The sequence below is a fragment of the Bradyrhizobium sp. P5_C12 genome, from assembly GCF_054049735.1.
Genome location: NZ_JBFULU010000053.1, coordinates 23,238 through 46,614 on the forward strand (window position 1 = coordinate 23,238; position 23,377 = coordinate 46,614).

Annotated in this window: 12 protein-coding genes; 5 read left to right on the forward strand and 7 right to left on the reverse strand. The window is 63.5% G+C overall.

Going from position 1 to position 23,377, the window contains the following annotated elements; genetic code table 11:
* Nucleotides 1-22: 22 nt before the first annotated feature.
* The 6 genes from ACXJMY_RS32015 to ACXJMY_RS32040 are packed head-to-tail and all read right to left on the reverse strand — an operon-like array spanning nucleotide 23 to nucleotide 5,888.
* Nucleotides 23-1,072, reverse strand: a complete 1,050-nt coding sequence (locus ACXJMY_RS32015) for a LacI family DNA-binding transcriptional regulator (protein WP_456623337.1) — start codon at nucleotides 1,070-1,072, stop codon at nucleotides 23-25.
* Nucleotides 1,069-1,713: a ThuA domain-containing protein gene (locus tag ACXJMY_RS32020; RefSeq protein WP_456623338.1), complete on the reverse strand. Its 645-nt coding sequence runs from the start codon at nucleotides 1,711-1,713 to the stop codon at nucleotides 1,069-1,071. The genes ACXJMY_RS32015 and ACXJMY_RS32020 overlap by 4 nt, the downstream gene beginning before the upstream one ends.
* Nucleotides 1,714-1,723: 10 nt before the next feature.
* Nucleotides 1,724-2,821 carry a Gfo/Idh/MocA family protein gene (locus ACXJMY_RS32025; RefSeq protein ID WP_456623339.1) on the reverse strand — a complete coding sequence of 366 codons (1,098 nt, stop codon included), beginning with the start codon at nucleotides 2,819-2,821 and terminating at the stop codon, nucleotides 1,724-1,726.
* A gap of 22 nt (nucleotides 2,822-2,843) precedes the next feature.
* Nucleotides 2,844-3,692 (reverse strand): carbohydrate ABC transporter permease, encoded by an 849-nt coding sequence (locus tag ACXJMY_RS32030; protein WP_456623340.1) that lies wholly within the window; start codon nucleotides 3,690-3,692, stop codon nucleotides 2,844-2,846.
* Complete coding sequence (locus ACXJMY_RS32035) at nucleotides 3,685-4,626, reverse strand: carbohydrate ABC transporter permease (RefSeq protein WP_456623348.1); 942 nt, start codon at nucleotides 4,624-4,626, stop codon at nucleotides 3,685-3,687. Before ACXJMY_RS32035 ends, ACXJMY_RS32030 begins: the two co-directional genes overlap by 8 nt.
* Nucleotides 4,627-4,628: 2 nt before the next feature.
* Entirely contained in the window at nucleotides 4,629-5,888 is a 1,260-nt protein-coding gene (locus tag ACXJMY_RS32040; RefSeq protein ID WP_456623341.1) for an extracellular solute-binding protein, read from the reverse strand.
* Between the two features lie 166 nt (nucleotides 5,889-6,054).
* Between ACXJMY_RS32040 and ACXJMY_RS32045 the strand changes: the two genes are divergently transcribed.
* From ACXJMY_RS32045 to ACXJMY_RS32065, 5 genes are all read left to right on the forward strand, one after another.
* Nucleotides 6,055-6,813 carry an SDR family NAD(P)-dependent oxidoreductase gene (locus tag ACXJMY_RS32045; RefSeq protein WP_456623342.1) on the forward strand — a complete coding sequence of 253 codons (759 nt, stop codon included), beginning with the start codon at nucleotides 6,055-6,057 and terminating at the stop codon, nucleotides 6,811-6,813.
* 500 nt (nucleotides 6,814-7,313) lie between these two features.
* Nucleotides 7,314-8,987, forward strand: a complete 1,674-nt coding sequence (locus tag ACXJMY_RS32050; protein WP_456623343.1) for a TolC family outer membrane protein — start codon at nucleotides 7,314-7,316, stop codon at nucleotides 8,985-8,987.
* 312 nt (nucleotides 8,988-9,299) lie between these two features.
* Entirely contained in the window at nucleotides 9,300-11,462 is a 2,163-nt protein-coding gene (locus ACXJMY_RS32055; protein WP_456623349.1) for a type I secretion system permease/ATPase, read from the forward strand.
* Nucleotides 11,452-12,702 (forward strand): HlyD family type I secretion periplasmic adaptor subunit, encoded by a 1,251-nt coding sequence (locus ACXJMY_RS32060; protein ID WP_456623344.1) that lies wholly within the window; start codon nucleotides 11,452-11,454, stop codon nucleotides 12,700-12,702. The genes ACXJMY_RS32055 and ACXJMY_RS32060 overlap by 11 nt, the downstream gene beginning before the upstream one ends.
* A gap of 321 nt (nucleotides 12,703-13,023) precedes the next feature.
* Entirely contained in the window at nucleotides 13,024-13,938 is a 915-nt protein-coding gene (locus tag ACXJMY_RS32065; RefSeq protein WP_456623345.1) for a transglutaminase-like cysteine peptidase, read from the forward strand.
* 61 nt (nucleotides 13,939-13,999) lie between these two features.
* Here ACXJMY_RS32065 and ACXJMY_RS32070 read toward each other — a convergent pair whose 3' ends face one another.
* Complete coding sequence (locus tag ACXJMY_RS32070; RefSeq protein WP_456623346.1) at nucleotides 14,000-23,296, reverse strand: immunoglobulin-like domain-containing protein; 9,297 nt, start codon at nucleotides 23,294-23,296, stop codon at nucleotides 14,000-14,002.
* Nucleotides 23,297-23,377: the final 81 nt, after the last annotated feature.

The following is a 23,377-nucleotide window of genomic DNA, read 5'->3' on the forward strand; positions in this document are numbered from 1 at the left end:
CGCGTCACCTGCGAGCTCGAAGCTACGGCAGATTGTCCCGCAGAAAAATGTCGATGCGGATGCGCTCCTGGTCGGGGCTGATCGGCTCACCCGAACAATGCGCCAGCAGGACTCGCGCCGCAGACCGCGCCTCATGGCCGGGATCCTGGTTGATGATGGCATCGAGCGTGCCGCGGACCAGGAAACGCCGCGTGTACTGGGTCAGCTCATGGGTGATCCAGACCACCTCGCGCGCGCGGCCAGAGCTCTCCAGCGCATCGGCAATGCCACGGTTTCCGGCGCCGCAGCAGTATATGCCGCGGAGATCGGCATGGCGGGCGAGCAGCGCGGCAGTGAGCTCCCGCGTGCGCTCGCTGTCGTCGCGGCCCTCGATGACCGGCAGCGCGAGCAGGTTTGGATACTCGCTGGACAGGATCTGGTGGAAGCCGAACTGCCGCTCGGTGTGATCGCGCAGCGACAATGATCCCGCGATCACGGCGACCATCCCCTCGCCGCCGGTGAGGAAACGTCCCATCAGCGTTGCCGCGGTGCGCCCCGCGGCCGGGTTGTCGATACCAACATAATGCAGGCGGCGCGAGCTCGGCGCGTCCGACACAAGCGTCACCACGACGACCCCGCGCGCGGCGAGTTCGTCGATCGCGGCGCGCACCCTCGGATGGTCGAGCGCGATGACGGCGACGCCCTGATAGGCAGGCGACAGGTTTTCCAGCGCACCGGCCAGCACGTCCGGATCGAACACGTCGACATGGAGGATATCGATGAAGCCGCGCTGGCCGGCGAGCCAGTCCGCGGTTCGCCGGACCTGCTCGGTCAGGTTGGTCATGAAGCTGTTGCTGCCGGTCGGCAGCACGAAGGCGAAGCGGAAACTTTGCCCGCGCGCGAGCCGCGCGGCCGCGACGTCGGCACGATAGCCGAGTTTTGCCACCGCGGCCTCGACACGCGCGACCGTCTTGGCGCGCACGCCCTCACGCCGGTTGACGACGCGGTCGACGGTGGCGAGCGAAACGCCCGCCGCGCGCGCGACGTCCTCGAGCGTGGCGCGAACCATCGGCTGGGTCGCACCAGCCGTCATTCACGCGCCGCCCACAGCATGCCGCGGGTCATCAAGGTTCGGATCTCCGGTACGTCGAGCTCGTAGGCGCGGTGGCCGAGCGAGGAATAGAACACCCTGCCCGCGCCGTAGCGTTTCTTCCACACCACGGGCATGACCACGCCCTCGATCCAGGGCGCGTGTTCGCCGCTGAAGGTCGTGGTCGCCAACACCTCGTTGGCGGGGTCAACATGCATGTAGTACTGCTCGGAACGATGCTCGAAACTCTTCAGACCCTTCATGATGGGGTCATCCGGCTTGGTCAAATCCACCTTGTAGTCGATGATGTTGCCGGGATGCGCGACCCACTGCCCGCCGCACAGGAACTGGTAGTCGACGGAATCGCGGAACGCATCGCCCATGCCGCCATGATGGCCGGCGAGCCCCACGCCGCTACGCACCGCCGCGCAGAGATTGAGCGCCTCCGCCTTCTCGATCTTCGCCATGGTGTAGATCGGGATGATCAGCGACAGATCGTGAATAGCAGGATCGGCGAAAGCCGCCGTCGTGGTCTCGATCCGCACCTCAAAACCTTCCGCCTTCAGCCAGCCGCGGATCATCGAGGCACAGAGATCGGGATCATGTCCCGGCCAACCGCCCCAAACTATCATTGCCTTGCGCATGTTCTTGTCCTCAGTCGATCTGTCCGGTTTCACGTCCGGCCGGCAGCATCGCCGGCCGCTCGACGCGGTTCTCGATCTTGACCCGCCGCCCCTCGTCGGCGGAGGTCTGGAACGCCTCCATCACCTCCAGCACATGGAAGGCGAGCGCGCCGGAGGCACGATGCGGCCGGTTGTTCAGGATCGCGGAGGCCATGTCGGCGACGCCGATGGAACGGAACTCTCCTTCCACATGCCCGTGAGTTAGCGGCACCGTCTCCCATTCGCCACCGGTCTTGGCAACCTGCACCTCGCCGCCGAAGCGGTTCGGGTCCGGCACCATCATGCTGCCGTTGTCGCCATAGATCTCGATCGGCGCATGCCGGTGCTTCGGTACATCGAAGCTCATCGCGATCGAGACGAGCGCCCCGCTCTCGAATTCGAGCGTGCCCGCGACATGGGTCGACACTTCGACCGGGATCAGCGTGCCGTTCATTGGCTCGCTGGTGACCAGCCGCTCGGACTTCGGACGCGCGGTCGATCCCATCACGCTCGCGACCGGGCCGAGCAGCTGCACCAGATCGGTGATGTAATACGGTCCCATGTCCAGCATCGGCCCGCCACCGCGCAAATAATAGAAGCCCGGCGCCGGATGCCAGCGCTCATGGCCGGGACAGCCGAAGAAGGCGCTGCCCGCCACGGGCGTACCGATCGCGCCGTCGTCGATCAGCTTGCGAGCGGTCTGGTGCCCACCGCCGAGGAACGTGTCGGGCGCGCAGCCGACGCGAAGATTCTTCTGCGCGGCGAGATCCATCACCTTGCGCGCCTCCGCGACGTTGATGCCGAGCGGCTTCTCGGAATGGACATGCTTGCCGGCATTCAGCACCGCGAGACTGACGTCAGTGTGGGCGAGCGGCACCGTGAGATTGATGACGATCTCGACGTCATCGCGTTTGAGCAATTGATCGACCCGCATCCCCGGCAGTCCAAAGGCGGCGCCCTGGCGCTCCGCAGCATCGCTGCGCATGTCGGCGAGCGCCTTGATCTCCATGACCGGGAAGCGCTGCGCCGCCTTCAGATAGGCGGTGCTGATATTGCCGCAGCCGATGATTCCGATTCCGACTTTTCTCATTGTGATCTCCGTGAGGTACCGCTCATCCCTTGACCGCGCCCGCGGTGAGGCCGGCGACGATGTGCTTCTGCGCGAGAAGGAAGAGAATGATCGTCGGCAGGATGGTCAGCGTGATGAAGGCCAGGATCAGGTGCCACTCGGACGAATACTCGCCCTGATAGACCATGATGCCGAGCGGCCAGGGATAGAGCGCATCGGTGTTGAGCATCACCAGCGGCAACAGATAGGCGTTCCAGCTGTTGACGAAGGTGATGGTGCCGACGGTCGCCAGGATCGGCCTGGACAACGGCAGCGTCACGTAGCGGAAGAATTTGATATAGCTGCAGCCATCGACCAGCGCTGCCTCGAGCAGTTCATAGGGAATGTCCTTGAAGAAGCGTCGCAGCAACAGAACGCTCATCGCGAGGCTGAAGGCCACCTGCGGCAGGGCAACGCCAAAATAGGTATCGAGCAGCCCGAGATCGCGCACCTTGATGAACAACGGCAGCACCGCGGTCGCCGCCGGAAACAGCAGGCCGAGCGTCAGGTAGCTCAGCAGCATCGATGAGCCGTAGAACTTGATATGGGCGAAGGTGAACGCCGCCATCGAGGCGACGATCAGGGTCAATGTCACCGTGAGCGTCGAGATGATCAGCGAGTTGCGCAAGAGCTGCCAGTAGCGCGCGGAGAACAGGATGTCGGCATAGTTCTGCCACTCCCAGTGATGCGGCAGGCCGAACGGATTGACGCGCAATTCGCCGAGCGATTTGAAGCCGCCGAGCAAGGTCGCGAGCAGCGGCACCAGCACGAAGATGGCAACGACGGCGAGGAACACCGCCTTGAACAGCACGGCGGGATCGAACGGCGTGCGGCTGGTCTCGGCATTACTCATCGCGCATGAACCATCGCTTGTAGGTGAAGGCAAAGGTCACGCAGATCACGAACAGGATGACACCGATGGCGCTGCCATAGCCGACCCGCATGCGGGAGATGCCGTTGTTGTAGAGGAAGCTCACCATCGTGTTAGAGGAATCCGCAGGTCCCCCGCGCGTCAGCGGCATGACGAGGTCGAACAGCTGCAGCGAGCCGACGATGGCGAAGAACACGGAGAGCCGGATCGTCGGATAGAGCAAGGGGATGACGACATGGCGCAGGGCTTGCGACCGCGTCGCGCCGTCGATGCGGGCTGCCTCGATCAGGCTCTTGTCGAGGCCCTGGAGCGCCGCGATGAACAGCATCATGTGGAAGCCAAAGTACTTCCAGACGATCACGATCAGCACGGCCAGCATCGCCGTGTCGGTCGAGGCCAGAAGATGCGGTGGCTCGGCGCCGAAGCTGCGCCAGATCGAGGCGACGAGGCCGTAGTCGCCGTCATAGACGAAGCTGAAGATCAACCCGGTCGCAATCTCGGCCAGGATGTACGGCATGAAGAACAGCATGCGCAGCGCCACCGCCCCACGGAAGCGTTCGGCGAGCATCACGGCCAGCGTGAGCGCAAGCGGTAGCTGGATCGCCAGCGAAACAGCGATGATCAGCCCGTTGTTGCGCAGCGCCAGCCAGAAGGCGCGTGTCTCCAGCACGAAACGGTAATTGTCGAAGCCGATCCAGTTGGTCGGCCTGCCGAACCCGTTCCAGTTGAACGCCGAATACCAGGCTGCCTCGCCGATCGGCAGCACCACGAACAACGTGAACAACAGCAGCGCCGGCGGCAGGAACAGGATCAGGACCGTAAGCCTGCCGTCCCAGCTCGGACCGCGGGCCGCGACCTGCGGGACCATCTCACCGGCAACGCCCATCGCCGACACGCTCGCGGCCCGACGCGCCACCGTCAGTTGCCCTGCTTCCACGCCGCTTCGATCGCCTTAGCGGCGTCCTGCGGGCTCATGCTGCCGCCGGCGATCTCCGCGGTGACGTCATTGACGACGCGGCCGACCGACGGACCGAGGCTCTGGTCATAGAAGTTCTGGTGGTAGTTCGACTTCGCGAGATTGGCCGCGATCAGCTTCATGAAGGCGTTGTTGAGGCCGGCGTCCGCGCCCTGCACCACCGGGATGATGAAGTTGCCCGCTGCAAGCCGCGTCTGCACGTCCTTGGAAACGAAGTATTTCAGGAAATCGACCGCCTCCTTCGGCGAGCCCTTGGTGATCAGCCAGCCGGTGATCCCGCCGAGCGTATCGGTCGGCGCGCCCTTGCCGCCGGCCACGACCGGGAAGTCGAACCAGCAGATCTTGTCTTCGCTCAATCCGACCTTGTCGGCGGCGAGCGCGCGCTGCAGATGATAGACGGTGCTGATCGCGAGCGTCATCGCCGCCTTGCCGTCGCCGAAATAGCCGACCGCCTGCGGATTCTTGAAGCCCAGGAAACCGTTCTGGAACGGCTGAAGATCGACGAGCTGCTTGAACAGCTCGCCGGATTTCTGGAAAGTCTCGCCGGCGAAGCCGCCGTTCTCGCCGCGCAGCGCCGCGTCGAACGCCGCCTTGCCGCCGATGCGCACTGCAAGATGCGTCCAATAGAAGTGCAGCGGCCATTTGTCCGCGCCGCCGACCACGATCGGGGTGACGCCGGCGGCTTTCAACGTCTTCACGGCAATAAGCAGATCGTCCCAGCTCTTGATCCCTGCAGGATCGACCTTCGCCTTGGCCATCAGCTCCCTGTTGCAGAGGAAGCCGACCTGCGACAGAGCGGTCGGCAGACCATAAACGCGGCCATTGCTGGTGAAGGCGGCGAGCGCTGCCGGCGTCAGGCTGTCGCTGTAACCCTTCACGGAATCGGTGATGTCGTCGAGGACGCCGGCCTCGATCTGCGTCTTCAGGACGCCGCCGGCCCAGCTGTAGATGATGTTCGGCCGGTCCTTGGATTGCAGGATGGTCGGCAGCTTGGCCTTGTAGGCCTCGTTCTCGAGGAACTGCATCTCGACCTTGACGCCCGGATGCGACGCCTCATAGGCGCGCGCGACCTCCTCCCAGATCTTCACCTGGGCCGGATTGGCCTCGATGTGCAGCCATTTTACGGTCGTGTCGGCTGTGGCGGCGTTGGCCCAAAGCAGGCATGCGGCAGCGGCGAGTCCCAGCTTCTCGAGCAGTCTCATCACATTCCTCCCAACCGGCTCTTATTCTTTGGCTGCAATCCTGCCTTCGATTTTTGAGGTACGCAACTAAAATTCTGATCTATGCACCTCACCCAGGGAGTGGCTAAGGTCTGCGGGACAATTGGGCGCCGCGTCGTTTCGCCCGTAAGCAAGCCGGGAGGTGCCCATGGCCGCCGTTTATTCCGACCTCGCCGGCAAGGTCGTTCTCGTCACCGGTGGTGCATCGGGAATTGGCGCTGCGATCGTGCGGAGCTTTGCGCAACAGAAATCCAATGTGGTGTTCTTCGACATCAAGGCCGACGAGGGCCAACGCCTGGCGCGCGAGCTGTCGGATCAGGATCTCCGCGCGCATTTCCAGCGCGTCGACCTGACTGACATCGCCGCGTTGCGCGCTGGCGTCGCGGAAGCGCGCAACGCGCATGGTGCGATCAACATCCTCATCAACAACGCCGCGCACGACGAACGGCACAAGACCGAGGAGATGACGCCGGAGTATTGGGACGACCGCATCGCGGTGAACCTGAAGCACCAGTTCTTTGCGGCGCAAGCCGTGTTGCCGGACATGAAGGCGGCGAATGCCGGTGCCATCATCAATTTCGGCTCGGTGTCGTGGATGGCCGGACAAGGCGGCATGGCCGCATACACGGCCAGCAAATCTGGCGTCGTCGGCCTCACGCGCTCCCTGGCCCGCGACTACGGTCCCTACAATATCCGGGTGAACGCGATCGCGCCGGGCTGGATCATGACCGAGCGCCAGCTCGAGAAATGGATGACGCCGGCGGGCGAGATCGAACTGCAGCAGCGACAGTGCCTGAAGCGCCGGCTGGTGCCGGACGAGGTTGCGAAATTCACCGTCTTCCTCGCCTCCGACGAAGCCTCCGCCTGCACCGCCCAGCACTACGTCGTCGATGGCGGCTGGGTGTGAGATGCTTTGAGATGGTGGCGGACCAGGGAGCGCCAAACCGGTCGTTCGGCATCCAGACCCGCTTTCGATAACCGCCGGCTCAAACGCTCAAATTTGCGTTTGATGGATTTCGTGCACACGCCGGCTTCCAATTACTTGAAAACCTGAGCTCGCGCCTCAATCCACCATGGGCGACCGCGCGGGGTAATTTATATGATATATCAATAGCTTATGCGAATTGAACGCACTCCGGCGAGAATCGATGGGCGTTCGATTGGTGTGAGAGGAGTAACCTACGACAGCAAAGCCCAAATTGGCGTCATCCGCGGCCCGCGGCTTGGCGGCGAGGTACCATGCCACCCTTTCGATGTCTTCTGAGTGGCAAAAATGCGACAAGGGCGCCTACGATTTGTTCAGCTTTCTAGTTTTTCCTAGCTTGTCGTTCCAGTCCTTGCCAAGCTGAAGCCAATTTCCCGGGGGGCCCCGCGACCGAATTGCTCGGAGAGGGGGGGAGGACCAAATTGTTTAGGCGCATTCTCTTTTCAGGTGCATTGTTTCTCCTTCCATGCAGCGGCGCCGTAGCGGAGCCGTTCTCGATCAACGACGCCTTGAAGCAGGCCGTTCACACCAATCCGGGGGTCGGCGAAGCGTCTGCCAACCGTCGTGCCACCGAGAGTGAGCTTCGTCAGACCCAGAGCACGCTTCTTCCGCAGGTGCGCGTGGAAGCGCGCTGGGGTCCCGAGAAATTTGACCAGAGCGCGGCCGTGTCGACCAGTACCGCCCTGCCCATTCCTGTCGCCGGGAATGGTTCGTGGCGAAACGGATCCCAGGAATCCGTCGTCGTGCGGCAAATCTTGTTCGACGGCTTCGCATCGATTCACGACATCTGGCGCCAGACGGCACGCGTTAATGCAGCCGCGTTCCGGGTGCGCGAGCGCACCGAGCTGATCGCTTTGGACGCAGCTGAAGCCTATATCGACGTGGTTCGCTATCTGCGGCTGGTGACGCTCGCCGAACAGAATGTCGCCGCCCATGAGAAGATATTCGCCAACGTCAATACCCGCTTTTCCGGCGGCCGCGCGGGTGAAGGCGATCTCGAACAGGCGCGCGAACGCGTTGAGAATGCGCGCGCAACACTCGCTGAATTCCGCCGCAGCCTGGACGAGTCCCGCGCCAAGTACCGCAAGGTCGTGGGACTTGAACCCCTCAACCTGCGTTTCCCGGGGCCTCTCGGCGGCTTGCCGTCGACCCGCGATGAGGCGCTCGCAACCACTGTGCGGTTCAATCCCACCATTCAGGCCGCGCAGTCGGACGCTGATGCGGCCAAGCATGCGTTTCGCGTGACTGACGGCGCCTTTGTTCCGACCTTCTCGCTCGAGGGCCGGGCGACACACAACGACAATACCTATCCTTACCTCGGCGTCACTCACGACGACTACAGCGGCAAGGTCGTGATGTCCTGGGATGTCTTCCGGGGCGGTCAGGATGTCTGGCGGCGATCCGAGATGGCCGAACGCTACGTCGAAAGCACTGCGCGCCACGCGCGTCTCCAGCGCGATGCCATCGAGTCCATCGATAAGGCCTGGGCGGCCCGCACGGTCACGGCGACACGGATCGCGGCACTGGTGCGGCAAATTGAGGCCGATCGGAAGGCCATTGCGGCATATCAGAAGGAATATGAACTCGGTCAGCGATCGCTGATCGACCTTTTGAATGCTCAGAACCAGTACTTCAATGCGGTCGTTTCGCTGACGTCGGCACGCGGCGTCGTGGTGTTCGCCGATTATCAACTCCTCGCGGCGATGGGCACGTTGCTTGAATACCTGAAGGCTCCCCCGCCAGTCGATTCGGCGCCGATGGACCTCGGGATTTTCGCAACTCCCGACTACAAGGCTCCCACGCTTCGCGTGAAGCTGCCTCAGACCGGCTCCGAGCCGCTGAACGTCCCGGTGCCTGCGCCCGCGCCGGTGGCCAAGCGTCTGGGTTATGCCAGTGAAGCGCCTGAGCCTGACGCCTTCAGGGACCGCTGGCCGAAGTGGGCATATCAGCCAAGTATGGTCGGCGTATCGGAATGGTTCACGCAGCAGCGCAGCAGCAATGATCCTGTCATCCTGCCCGCCGCTCCCGTTGTCGCGTATGCGGCGGACAAGAAGCCGCATTGGCTCGCGACGGCGTTCGACCCGGTTCAGAGATAGTCCCGACTTCCGCGAATGGAGGCGTGGCGCGAACACGTTTTGCAGTGCCGCCGAACGGCGAAGGGCGACTTGCGGATTAACCTTTAGTCGCGTTTTTGCCGATTAACCAAATGATTCTACTGCGTTTCCGCTATCCTGGAAGGACGGTTTGCTTTCTGCTCCGTGTCATTTCATTTTGGGCATTGGCACTTGTTATTTCGATCATCCGAGTCAAGGCGCACGCCTGACCGCCCCGTTGCGGAGACAACGGTTGCGTCTCAACCCAGGCAAACGAATGATCGTCTCGAAAGGGACGACCCGCTTGCCGCATCGCTGGTGTACCTCGCCTCGTATCATGGCCGCGCTGTTAGCCACGAGGCGTTGCTGGGCGGCCTGCCGATCGTCGACGGGCGGTTGTCGGTCCCGCTCTACGATCGCGCAGCCCGGCGCGCGGGGCTCGAAACCGAAGCCGTCAAGCGGGACATTGCCGACATTCCAGCGCTGGTGCTGCCGGCCGTCCTGATCATGAAGGACGGGACGACCCTCGTCCTCCTGGAGTTCGATCAGACCCGGAGCGGCGTCAAGGTCCTCAACCCATCCCTGACGGACTACACGCCCGAGTTCCAAGCGATCCGGTCGATCTCGTCAGGATACACCGGATACGCATTCTTCGTCAGGGCTGCGTTGGAGAGCAACGCGCGCGCCGTCGCTGCCGGCGATCTGCCGCGGAGCCACTGGTTTTGGTCGGTGGTGAAGCTGCATTGGCGCAGCTACGGACACATCGCGCTCGGCGCCTTTCTGATCAATATGCTCGCGCTGGCGACGCCGCTCTTCACCATGAGCGTTTACGACCGCGTCGTTCCGAATGGCGCAATTCCCTCGCTCATTGCGCTCTCGATCGGAATGGGGTTGGCGATAGCGTTCGACTTTATCTTCCGAACGGTTCGCAGCCGCATGATCGACGTCACCGGCAAGACGATCGACGTCATCCTCGCTGCCAACATCTTCGAGCACATCATGGGCGTGAAGATGGYGCAGCGCCCCCCCTCGGTGGGCATCGTCGCCAATCAGTTGCGTGACTTCGATTCGGTTCGCGAGTTCTTCACCTCCGGCAGCGTCGTCTCCGCGACGGATCTGCTGTTTGCTTTCCTGTTCATAGGCGTTCTCTTCGTCATCGCCGGCCCGCTTGCCTGGATACCTCTGGTGATGCTGCCGGTGATGCTCCTGATCGGCCTGGCACTGCAGCGTCCGCTCGACCGGGCCATGAAGCGTCAGCAGGCTGAAGCGGCGGCCCGGCATGGCGTGCTGGTCGAGTCGCTGTCTGGCATTGAGACGATACGCGCGACCGGCGCCGAGGCCCGGATGCAGACAGCCTGGGAACGATCGGTCGCGGCAACGGCCCGCTCCGGCGAAGACGTCCATTTCTGGGCCTCGCTCGCGCTCACGAGCGCCAATACGGCGCAGCAGCTCACCAGCCTCGGCCTGATCGTCGTCGGTGTCTTCCTCATCCTCGACGGCAAGCTCACGGTCGGCGCGCTGGTGGCGGCGAACATGCTGGCCGGGCGCATTCTGGCCCCGATCGCGGGAATCGCATCGGTGATCACGCGCGGAACGCAAACGCTGAGCTCGTTGAAGGCCATCGATCGCATCATGTCGCTGGAGCGCGAGCGATCTCCCGCGCGCGCCTACGTCTCCCGAAGGATCCGGGACGGTGCAATCGCTTTCGACGGCGTCAGCTTCACCTACCCCAATGCACCCGGCAAGGCGCTCGACAAGGTTTCCTTCCAGATCAAGGGCGGCGAGAAAGTCGGCATCATCGGACGCGTCGGATCCGGCAAGACGACTGTGGGGCGGCTTCTGTTGGGCTTCTACGAGGCGCAGGAAGGCCGCATCCTCGTCGACGGCGTGGATTCGCGGCAATACGATCCGTCCGACCTTCGCCACGGGGTCGGCTTCGCGATGCAGGATACCGAGCTGTTCTTCGGAAAGCTGCGCGACAATATCGCGTTGGGCAAACCCGAGGCGAGCGACGAGGAAGTCCTGGCCGCCGCGCGCCTGTCGGGCGTCGAGGCGTTCATCGCGGGCCACCCCTTGGGCTACGACATGCCGATCTCCGAAGGCGGCCGCAGCCTCTCGGGCGGCCAGAAGCAGGCGATCGGCCTCGCGCGCGTGCTCATCAGGAAGCCCAAGATACTGTTCCTGGACGAACCGACCGCACATTTCGACATCCGCACCGAAGCCGAATTTCTCGAACGCCTGAAGACGCTGCGCGACGAGCAAATGACGATCCTGATCTCGACGCATCGGCTTTCGCTGCTCAACATGGTCGATCGCCTGCTGTTGTTCGACAACGGCCGGCTGATCGCCGACGGCCCGCGCGACAAGGTTCTCGCGCTCCTGCAGGGCAAGCCGGCGACGTCGACTGCGAGTGAGACCCCGCCACCGCCGGCTACCGCGCAACCGGCCTCCCCCATGGCTAGAACCAATGTCGTCTGATTTCGCCTTTGCCAACGACGTTCGGGCTGCTGCCGCGCTTCGCGCGCCGCGGACCTCGCGCATGCTGCTCGCGGCCTCCCTCGCCCTGCTCGTGGCATTCCTGACCTGGGCTCATTTCGCCGTGCTCGACGAGGTCAAGCGAGGCAATGGTCGCGTGGTCCCCTCGCGCCAGATGCAGGTGGTGCAGTCGCTCGAAGGCGGCATCGTCGGCGACATCCTCGTGCAGGAGGGCGCGATCGTCCAGCAGGGACAATCCCTGATGCGCATCGACGATACCAAGTTCGCGTCCGAGTTCGGCGAGATCCGCGAACGGCGCGCCGCGATGGCGGCGCGTGTGACGCGATTGGAAGCCGAAGCCAGGGGCAAAAGCGAGTTGACCTTCCCCGATCAACTCGACCAGGTCGTGCCGTCCGCCGTGGCTACGGAAAGCAGCGTGTTCAGGATGCGCGCGCAGAAACTGGCGCAGGATGTCGACGTCCTGAACCAGCAGGTCACCCGGCTGACCGGCACCCTGAAATTGCTGGACCGGGAATTGGCTCTGACGCGCAAGCTGTACGAGCAGAAGGTCGTGCCGGAGATCGAGATGTTGCGCCTCGACCGGCAAGCGACCGAGATGAGAGGGCAGCTCGCGGAATCCCAATCCAAGATCGCGAGCACGATCTCTTCTTTCCGCTCCCAGGCGGATGAGGATCTTGCCAAGTCGAAGGGCGACCTGGCCGTGCTCGACGAAAACATCAAATCGGCGCAGGACCGGGTTCGGCGAACCGACCTGAAGGCCCCGGTGCATGGCATCATCAACAAATTGAACGTGACCACCGTGGGGGCCGTCGTGCAGCCCGGCGCCAATGTGATGGACATCGTTCCTCTCGACGATACCCTGCTGGTCGAAGGTCGCATCAAGCCCCAGGACATCGCCTTCATTCGGCCCGGCCAGGACGCCGTGGTGAAGATCTCAGCCTACGATTCGTCGGTCTATGGCTCGCTGAAGGGCAAGGTCGAACGGATCAGCGCCGACACCATCGTCGACGAAAAGGCCGAAAAGACGCCGGAGCGCCAGGAGAGCTTCTACCGCGTCATGGTGCGGACGGAGAAGAACCATCTGGGCACGGAACAGAAGCCGCTTCCGATCATTCCCGGCATGGTCACGACCGTTGAAGTCCTGACCGGTGAGAAATCGGTTCTCGATTATCTGGTGAGACCGGCCCGCACGCTGCGGGACGAAGCCCTGCGCGAGCGCTGAGCGCGCCAGGGTTAACGAAAGGTAGAGGCTGGACCGACAATTTGCCGGTTGCTCGAAGCGAGCGATTGACCGCCTCGGCGACAATCCCCCCGCCCCTCTCCCATCTTAACCGCGCCTAAGCGTCCCAGACCGCAGTCTCGATCCACAACAGGATCGGGGCGTGGATCGGCGCGATAGACGTTGACGACGCTCCCGGCGCAGGGGACGTCGTCTATGACACTGCATTGGGAATTGCAGCGGGGAAGCCTGTGCGCGCTTGGCGCCGGGCTGGCTGCCTTGATCGTTGCAGGCGCGACATCGCCTGCCCGGGCAGATGACGCCATGGCTCAGGATATGGCTCTGGATGCCCAGGAAACGCCGGCGCCGGCCATCGACGCGGCAGCGCGTGCTCCGGCGACGTTCTTCCGCATCAACGACGTGCTGGCGAAGCTCGATGCCATGCGCGGCCGCGGACCGAATGCGGTCCGTTTCGCGGCGCTGACGCCTTCCAATATTGCGACCGACGCGGCCCCGGAGCCCAAGCCGGCGCCGGCGAAAGGTGACGAGCCGTTCGGCCTCTTCACCTTCCGCGCGCCCGAAGGTCTCTTGTGGCAGAAATGGCGGGGACTCGAGGCCAGGCTGTCCAGGGACGCAGAGACGCTGAGGCAGTGCGAGGCCGACGCCGGCAATTGCCCCTCGAACGCCGCGCAGTTCCTGCGATTGATCGGCGCCGTCAAATCGAAATCGGGACGCGCAAAGCTCGACGAGGCCAACCGCGCGGTCAACATGGTCGTCCGCTACGTGAGCGACCATGCGCAGCACGGCGAAGCCGACCGCTGGAGCTCGCCGCTGGAGACCTTCGCGACGGCCAAGGGCGATTGCGAAGACTATGCGATCGCGAAATACGTCGCGCTGCGCGAAGCCGGGTTTCCGCGCGAAGATCTGCGGCTCGTGCTGGTCCGCGATCGCGCCGTGCGTCAGGACCATGCGGTGCTCGCCGCGCGCGTCGACGGGCAATGGCTCGTGCTGGACAACCGGCGCTCCGAGCTGATCGAGGATTCAGGGGCGACGAACCTGGCTCCGCTGTTCGCGATCGACCACGCCGGTGTCCATCTGTTCGCCGCGCCCTATGCCCAACGCCGGTCCGCGGGCCCCGCGGAAGCGGCGCCCGCCGCCAGCGACGAAGCGGCGGAATGGGGTAATGCGGACGTCGCTGCCGGCAGCGCCTGGCCCGGCGCCCTTCCGCTGCTGATGTGAGACAAAGAGAAAGCGGCTCTCATCGAGCCGCTTTCCAATGTCGATTACGCCGTTCCGCCGGCTAGGCCTGCGCGGCGTGATTCACCTGCAGGTCATTGTCGATGAACAACGTGGCCGCAGGGCCGCTGGTCGAGACCCATTGGTGGAAGACCTGCCCGCCCGCAGAGGTGTGGGTCGCTGCGGTCTCGGTGAAGCCGGTCAGCTCGACGTCGTCGCCTCCCGATCCGATCACGAACAGCGTATTGGCCGTGCCGGTCTGGCTGTTGATCGCGCCTGCCCCACCGGTGAAAGCCACCACGTTGGAAGCCGTCAGCCCGTGCAGCTCGGTGCCGAACGAACTGCTGGCGGAAGCCTCCGCCGTGAGCAGGATGGCTTCCAGGTTGGTCAGGTTTTCCGTCGACAAATCGACGTCGTACAGCCGGACGCCGCCGGTGACGTGCGAATTGCCCGAGGAGAGACCGCCGGTCGGCGCGCCGCTCACCTGGAAGGAGCTGTTGTAGATCGCTCCCTCGTCGATACGCAGGATGTCGAAGCCGGCGCCACCGTTGACGCTGGTATCGTTCGTATCGAACACGATGACGTCGTTCTTGCTGCCGCCCGTGATGACGTCAGCGCCGGCGCCGCCGTTCAGGAAGGTATTTCCGGTCCCACCGACCAGAGTGTCATCGCCGCTGAAACCATAGACATAGTTGCCGTTAACAGCAGTGCCGGTCAGCGGGTTGTTGGCGGCACTGGATCCATCCAGCGAGTTCACATAGGTGTCCGCGTTGTGAGCACCGTCGAGAACGATCTCTGATGTCAGCGCTTCCGCCGTGTTGCCGCTCAGCAGATATTCAATCTTGGTTGTGACACCGGACCCGCCCTTGTCCATCGTAACGTTGTTCAACGTGAAATCCGTTACGTTGACCTGGCTCGTGGCGGTAAAGGCGGCGTCCAGGACGACCTCGAACGTATGCGAGCCGGTGATATTGAAACCCGCATCGCCGGCGAAAGTGGAAGCCTGGCCGGTGCCCTGGAACGTCATAAGCTGCGCGAATGCATCCAGGGGCTGCGCCTCGTCGATAAAGCTGAGAACCGCCTCCTGCACACTGCTGTTCGTGTTGGTCTTGAACGCACCCGATAGCAGCCTGGCGGCCGGAATGGCCGAGCTGTCGAGGAACGTGGCCACGTTGTCGGTGGTCAGGTCGGCGTTGGCAGCACCGACGCCGCCACCGGACAAGGTCGATTCCGTCGAGGTTGCCGTGATGCTGAAGTTCAAATTGTCCGGCAGCGTGCCGGTCAATGGCGCCGTCACGGCGAAGCTCAGATCGATCGTGGCGGTCTGGCCTACGTTCTGGTTCAGGGCCGTATCGTTGGGAACGATGATGTGGATATCCCCGGTCCCGCTGCTGTAGGTGTAGCTGAAGTTCGTGCTGACACCGTTGTAGGTCCCGGCGATGGTGCCGCTGGCGGCAAGGCTGGCCGTAAAGCCGGTCTGCAGATGGATATCCAGCACGTGGGTCTCCGACCCGTCGTGCACGTCCCCGAGTGTCGCCTTGACCTGCAGCGACCCGGTCTCGCCATTGCTGAATGCCGAGTTGGAGTCGCTGGCCGAGTCCTTGACGAAGATGATGTGGCTCTGGCCGGTCACCGGTGCGGGCGCATCCGCGACGGCGTCGACGTAGATCGTGCCCGGAGTTGCGGCGCTGGTGGCCGTCGTCGCCCCCTGCGCGGCCGTCGCCGTCATCGACACCGTTGCGTCGACGTCGCTGTTGAGCGGCGGCGACATCAGCACCGCCGCCGTTACGGCCGCACCGTCGGCCGCACCGGTGATGTTGATGGTCAACACGCCGCTACTGAACGAGGTGCCGCTGACCGAGGCGGTGCCACCGCCTCCCGTGAGCGCGATGTTGGCCGCCGTCGCATCCACGGTCCATCCGGTGAGACCGGAGACGACGATCTGCGTGACATGCGAGCTGCTACCTACGCTCGCCGTGAACTGGATTCCCTCCTGCGTGTCTTCGGGCAAGCCGTTGTTCGGCCCGACGGCAATTGTCGGTGAATAGACGACCGGAACGATTGTCGTTCCCGTGGTCAGCAACTGCTCATACTGCGCGCCACCGCTGACACTGTTGATGGAATCGACGATCGAGACCTGGCTGGTAACCTCCGCGTCGGTGTACGTCCTGGTGACCGAACCGCTGCTCGCGTTCGCGGCAATGATGACGTGCTCGCCATTGCTCAACAAGACATCCAGCGGTGAGTTCGGGGTGAACGGGCTCAGCCCGCTCGACAGCGTCACGGTATAAGTGATCGAACCGCCGTACTCCGAGATGGTCGTGGTGGAGGTCGTCAGCGTGGCGGTGACCGGGTTGATCGTGTCGGCGATCTGCGTCACCGCGGGCGTGCTGTTCACGACCAGGTGCTCGAAATTGCCGCCGGTCGCCGTGCTGATCGACGCGCTGACCGAGGTCGGGTCGAGATAGACGTCCTCGTTCGGCACGACCGTGTGCACCACCGAGCCGCTGCTGGCGCCACCTGCGATCGTGATGACGTCGCCGGTCGACAGCGTCACCGTCACCGGCTGGCCCGCCTGCGCCGGATGGCCCAGCGTCGCCGTGTAGGTGATGCTGGTGTCCGCTTCCGTGATGCTCGGCGTCGCCGTCAGGCTCACCGTCGTGTCGTCGATCGTGTCCTTGATCGTAACCGTGGCGTTGCCGTAGGTGGTATAGTTCACCGCCTCGAAATTGCCGCCGGAGGTGCCGGCGATCGAGACCTGGGTCGCGCTGCCATCCAGGTAGACGTCATCACCCTGCGCCGGCTGCGGACCGGACGACGCAGTCGACTGACCGGGCGCGAAGGTGATGTTCACGCCATTGTTCAGCGTTACCGTGAACGGCGTCAGCGACACGTAGTTCATGTGCGCCGTGTAAACGAACGTCTGGTTCTCGAACGCCACGACGTTGTCGAGGGTCACGAAGTTGGTGTTGATGGTGTCGTTGACCGTCACCGTCGCCGTGTCGGTCGTGTTCAGCGCCTCGTAATTGCCGCCGGTCGCGCCGGTGACCGAGACGCTGTAGCTCTCGTGATCGACATAGGGATCGTCGCCCTGCACTGCGAACGGCGTCGAGCTGCCCGTGGTCTGACCAGCAAGGATCGTGATCGTCGCATTGTTGCTCAAGGTCAGCACGAGATTGCTGCCCTGCGGCGCATGATCCACGCTGGCCGAAATCGTCGCCGTGCCGACACCCTCGTTCACCGTCACGTCGTTCAACGTCACCGTGGTCGGGTCGCTGTCGTCGGTGATCGTCGTGGTCACCGTCGCCGGGTTGGTGACCAGGCTCTCGTACTCGCTGCCTCCGGTATGGTTGACAATGTTGTTCGTCACCGGATGGGTGTCGATATAGACATCGTCCTCGTTGACCGAGATCGTCGTCGAGCCGCTGGCCTGACCCGCCTGCACGATGACGTGCTCGCCGTTGGCCAGGGTGAAGTCCAGATTGCCGGTCGGCGTAAACGGGCTCAGCCCGCTGGTCAGCGTCACCGTGTAGGTGATCGAGCCGCCCTGCTCGCTGGTCGACGGTGTCGCCGTCAGCGTCGCCGTCACCGGGTCGCTGTCGTCGGTGATCGTCGTCGTCACCGTCGCCGGATTCGTCACTAGGCTCTCGTACTCGCTGCCTCCGGTATGGCTGACAATGCTGTTCGTCACCGGATGGGTGTCGATATAGACATCGTCCTCGTTGACCGAGATCGTCGTCGAGCCACTGGCCTGGCCCGCCTGCACGATGACGTGCTCGCCGTTGGCCAGGGTGAAGTCCAGATTGCCGGTCGGCGTAAACGGGCTCAGCCCGCTGGTCAGCGTCACCGTGTAGGTGATCGAGCCGCCCTGCTCGCTGGTCGACGGTGTCGCCGTCAGCGTCGCCGTCACCGGGTCGATCGTGTCCTTGGTCGTAACGGTGGCGTGGCCGTAGGTTGAGTAATTCACCGCCTCGAAATTGCCGCCGGACGTGCCGGCGATCGAGACCTGGGTCGCCTGGCCATCCAGGTAGACGTCATCGCCCTGCGCCGGCTGCGGGTCCGACGTTGCGGTAAACTGACCGGGCGCGAAGGTGATGTTCACGCCGTTGTTCAGCGTCACCGTGAACGGCGTCAGCGACGCATAGTTCATATGCGCCGTATAGGCGAACGTCTGGTTCTCGAACACCACCACGTCGTCCAGCGTCACGAAGTTGGTGGTGATGGTGTCGTTGACCGTCACCGTCGCCGTGTCGGTCGTGTTCAGCGCYTCGTAATTGCCGCCGGTCGCACCGGTGACCGAGACGCTGTAGCTCTCGTGATCGACATAGGGATCGTCGCCCTGCACCGCGAACGGCGTCGAGGTTCCGGTGGTCTGGCCGTCGAGGATGGTGATCGTGGCGCCATTGCTCAGTGCCAGCACGAGGTTGCTGCCCTGCGGCGCATGATCGACGCTGGCAGCAATCGTCGCCGTGCCGACGCCCTCGTTCACCGTCACGTCGTTCAACGTCACCGTGGTCGGGTCGATCGTGTCCTTGATCGTGACCGTAGCGTTGCCGTAGGTCGTGATGTTGACCGCCTCGAAATTGCCGCCGGACGTGCTGGCGATCGAGACTGGGATCACTTGGCCGTCCACATAGACGTCTTCGCCTTGTGCCGGCTGCGGGTCCGACGTTGCGGTAAACTGGCCGGGCGCGAAGGTGATGTTCACGCCGTTGTTCAACGTCACCGTGAACGGCGTCAGCGACGCGTAGTCCATGTGCGCCGTGTAGGCGAACGTCTGGTTCTCGAACACCACCACGTCGTCCAGCGTCACGAAGTTGGTGGTGATGGTATCATTGACCGTCACCGTCGCCGTGTCGGTCGTGTTCAGCGCTTCGTAATTGCCGCCGGTCGCACCGGTGACCGAGACGCTGTAGCTCTCGTGATCGACATAGGGATCATCGCCCTGCACCGCGAACGGCGTCGAGGTTCCGGTGGTCTGGCCGTCGAGAATGGTGATCGTGGCGCCGTTGCTCAGTGCCAGCACGAGGTTGCTGCCCTGCGGCGCATGATCGACGCTGGCCGAGATCGTCGCCGTGCCGACGCCCTCATTCACGGTCACGTCGTTCAACGTCACCGTGGTCGGGTCGATCGTGTCCTTGATCGTGACCGTGGCGTGGCCGTAGGTCGTGGTGTTGACCGCCTCGAAATTGCCGCCGGACGTGCTGGCGATCGAGACTGGGATGACCTGGCCGTCCACATAGACGTCTTCGCCCTGCGCCGACTGCGGATCTGACGTTGCGGTCAACTGGCCGGGCGCGAAGGTGATGTTCGCGCCATTGTTCAGCGTTACCGTGAACGGCGTCAGCGACGCGTAGTCCATGTGCGCCGTATAAACGATCGTCTGGTTCTCGAACATCACGACATCGTGCAGCGTCACGAAGTTGGTGTTGATGGTGTCGTTGACCGTCACCGTCGCCGTGTCGGCCGTGTTCAGCGTTTCATAATTCCCGCCGGTCGCGCCGGTGACCGAGACGCTGTAGCTCTCGTGGTCGACATAGGGATCGTCGCCCTGCACCGCGAACGGCGTCGAGGTGCCCGTGGTCTGACCGGCAAGGATCGTGATCGTCGCATTGTTGCTCAAGGTCAGCACGAGGTTGCTGCCCTGCGGCGCATGATCCACGCTGGCCGAAATCGTCGCCGTGCCGACACCCTCGTTCACCGTCACGTCGTTCAACGTCACCGTGGTCGGATCGAGCGTGTCCTTGATCGTGACCGTCGCGTGGCCGTAGGTTGCGTAATTCACCGCCTCGAAATTGCCGCCGGAGGTGCCGGCGATCGAGACCTGGGTCGCGCTGGCGTCCAGGTACACGTCTTCGCCTTGCGCGGGCTGCGGATCGGACGACGCGATCAACTGACCGGGCGCGAAGGTGATGTTCACGCCATTGTTCAGCGTCACCGTGAACGGCGTCATCGACGCGTAGTCCATGTGCGCCGTGTACACGAACGTCTGGTTCTCGAATACCGCGACATCGTGCAGCGTTATGAAGTTCGTGTTGATCGTGTCATTGACCGTCACCGTCGCCGTGTCGGTCGTATTCAGCACCTCGTAATTGCCGCCGGTCGCATTGGTGACCGAGACGCTATAGCTCTCGTGGTCGATATAGGGATCGTCGCCCTGCACTGCGAACGGCGTCGAGGTGCCCGTGGTTTGACCGGCAAGGATCGTGATCGTCGCGCCGTTGCTTAAGGTTAGCACGAGATTGCTGCCCTGCGGTGCATGATCCACGCTCGCCGAGATCGTCGCTGTGCCGACGCCTTCGTTCACCGTCACGTCGTTCAACGTCACCTTGGTCGGGTCGCTGTCGTCGGTGACCACGAAAGATACCGTCGATCCCGACGTATCTCCGTCACCATCGGTCACGGTGTACGTGAAGTTCGCCGGGCCGCCGGTTTTGTAGACGTCGTCGGGCTGCGCAACGAACTTGTAGGCGCCGTCCGCGGTGACCTGGAGACTGCCATGGGCGAGCGCGATCGCCTGGGAATACCCGTCCTCACCGAAGGACAGGTTCACCCCGTTGATCTCAGTGACGGTCGCACCGTCAGCGCCCGGATCGAAGTCGAGCTGTCCGGTGACCGGCGCGGAACCTTCGAGGACATTCTGCGGCGCTTCCGCAAAGGCATGCGGGCCATCGTCCTGGAAATTGATGTGAAGCCCGGCGGGCGAAACGGCATGGGCTGTGTCGCCGTCCCCGTCGGTCGCGGTCGCCGAGATGTACACGAGGCCGTTCGTGATCGAGACCTCGTCGTCATAGGCGGCAGGCGTCGAGCCATCGACATTGTGTGCGATGGCCGCGAACTGTGCGACCCACAGATGCCCGCCGGTGTCGACATAAAGCGCGAACACCTTCTCGCCGGTCTGGAAGTTGTTGCTGTCGACGCCCCAAACGATGTTCGGGTTGGTGGAATCCGTGAACAGGAAGATGTCGTGGTTGCCGACGGTGGTGTTCAGGCCGGAATCCTGGCCGGTGAACCCGCCACCGCCGGAATTCGTCAGTTGATAGGACACACCCCCGGCCGGGCCGGGTCCATCCGTGCCAAAATCGGGCGTCGTGAACAGAGTGTTGGCGGCGCCGGTCGACTCGGCGTAGCCGAGAACCGTACTGATCTGGGCGCCGGCAATCGCGGCCGTCAGCACGCTCGGAGCCGTCGCGGGATCGACGTCGTTCTCCGGGTTCGGGCCGGACTGCGGGGTAAATCCCGCGCTCTCGTCATGGGTGACGCTGAGCGTGGCGGGCTCGCACACGACGGACGAAATGCCGCTCACCGAGAACGGATGACCGACATTGTCCTCCTGAGGATCATTCGGGTCGGCCGGAAGCGTCGGTGCGCCGTTTGGCGTGCTCGAGAACGCGACGTTGTCGTAGTTGGAGATGACGAGACGATTGAAGTCGTCGGTCGTGTCGACCGTGACGGTGGCGCCCTCGTTCAGGCCGACGATGACGACGCCGACCAGCGTGTTGCCGTCATAGACCGGAATCTTGGTGTAACTGGCATCCCCGGTCACGGTGACGTCGTTCAGCGTGATCGGCAGCGGATTGCCGTCGTCGTTGAAATTGGTGTTGTCATTGGCATTGAAGACCTGGACGAAGACCGTCGCCGTATTGCTTGGATTGCCCTGGATCTGGTGGATGGTGAATGAGGCCGCATCAACCTCATAGTGCCCGTTATAGGCGAAGGGATTGGTAGAGAATGTGAGATTGTTGACGAAGTCGAGCCGCAGGATCTCCGCAGGCTGGTCGTTGCCGCCGTGGACCTCATGGCCCTCGATCGACTGGTTGCCGACGCCGATATCGCTCCCCGTCGTATTGATCGTGTTCGCGTTCGGGCCATTGCCCTGACCGACGCCGGACAACAGCGCGTCCTGATCGCTCGGACCATCGAGACCGCGCTCGTCGACGTTGCCCGCCTTGATGCCGACATAGCTGAGCGGCGTATCGACGCAAGCCTCCGAAGCGGAGATCGTCGGACCGGAATCGTCGATCGAGACGATGGAATTGCCGTTGTCGATGAGAGTCGCGGTGGCCGATTTCGTGACATGGTCACCATCGCCGTCGGTCACCGTCACCGTCAGCTTCACGCCGACGCTCTGGCCGGCAATCGCCGTCAGCAACGAGATCGACTCGTCGAACAGCGAGGGATTCTCGGGCAACCGGGACCCGGCGGGCTCCGACGCGTCGTGATCGATCGGCAGGAATTGATCGACCACGAGCCGTGCCGTGGCCGGATCGGTCGAATTCAGGGAAATACGCAGCACGACGAAATCATCGCCTGTCGACAGCGTATCATGACCGACGCGGCCGACGATCTGACCGCCCTCGAGCGTCAGCCAGACGGTCCGATGCGCCTGTGAGGTGCCTTCGAGCAGCGCGGTCGCGACGAGGTTGGTCTTGATGCCGCCCGCCTCGGGCGCGCCTGTCAGGACGAGGCTAAGCGCGGACGTGACGGGATTGACCAGGGCGGGACCATCAGCCCCGTAATCGATCACCGCATTCGTGAACAACGGCGCCAGCAGGCCCGCGCCGGTCTTCAACTCGCCGATCTGGGCGGTCGAGGCTGCGTTCGTCGTGAATGTCACGGTGGCGTTGGCCGTGTCGTCGACGATCCCGTTCGGCGCGCCGCCGCCCGACTCGCTCTCGCCGACATTGTATTGGTCGGGCGAATGACCGATCGTCTCGTCCAGATTCAGCTTGAGTGCGACAAATTCAGGCTCCGTCACGCCGGTGCCGATCGTCAGCGCCGGCCCGTCGTCCCTGAAGTGGATCGTGCTCGAAATATCTGCCGACGCGGACGCGGTGTCGCCATCGCCATCCTTGATCGTTACGACGGCCGAGATCGAGCCGGCGGCCAGCGAAACCTGATCGTTGGGATTGGACGTATCGGAGTGATGCAGCGAGAGATATTCGACCACCGACACCTTGCCGGAGACCGGATCGATCGCCACCGCAAAGGCGGTGGTGCCGCTCAGTTCGGGATGCACGTTGTCCGTGCCCACCGTGCCGATCACCCGGCCGGAGCTATCCAGCGACAGCGTAATCGCCGTTCCATCCRTCAACGTCACGCCGGAATCGGACGATTTCAGATCGAGCGAATAGGTGATGGCCGCGGCCGGATCGGGTCCGTCGACGCCAAAGTACGGCAGGATGCTCAGGGCAGCGCCGTTACTGGTCGCGTAGGCAAGCACCGGCCCGGGCTTATCCGGATCATCGCCGGGATTCTGCACGTCCGCAAAGATCTGCAACGGGCCGGTAACATCGTTCGCCTGGTTGCCCGGTGTCTCGTCCGCCGTCACCCCGAAATTATGAGACAGCGTCGCCGCCACCAGCGGGCCGTCGTCTTCGAACCGGATGTCACCGCCAATGTTGGCGGACGCCGACGCGTGGTCGCCGTCGCCATCGGTGAC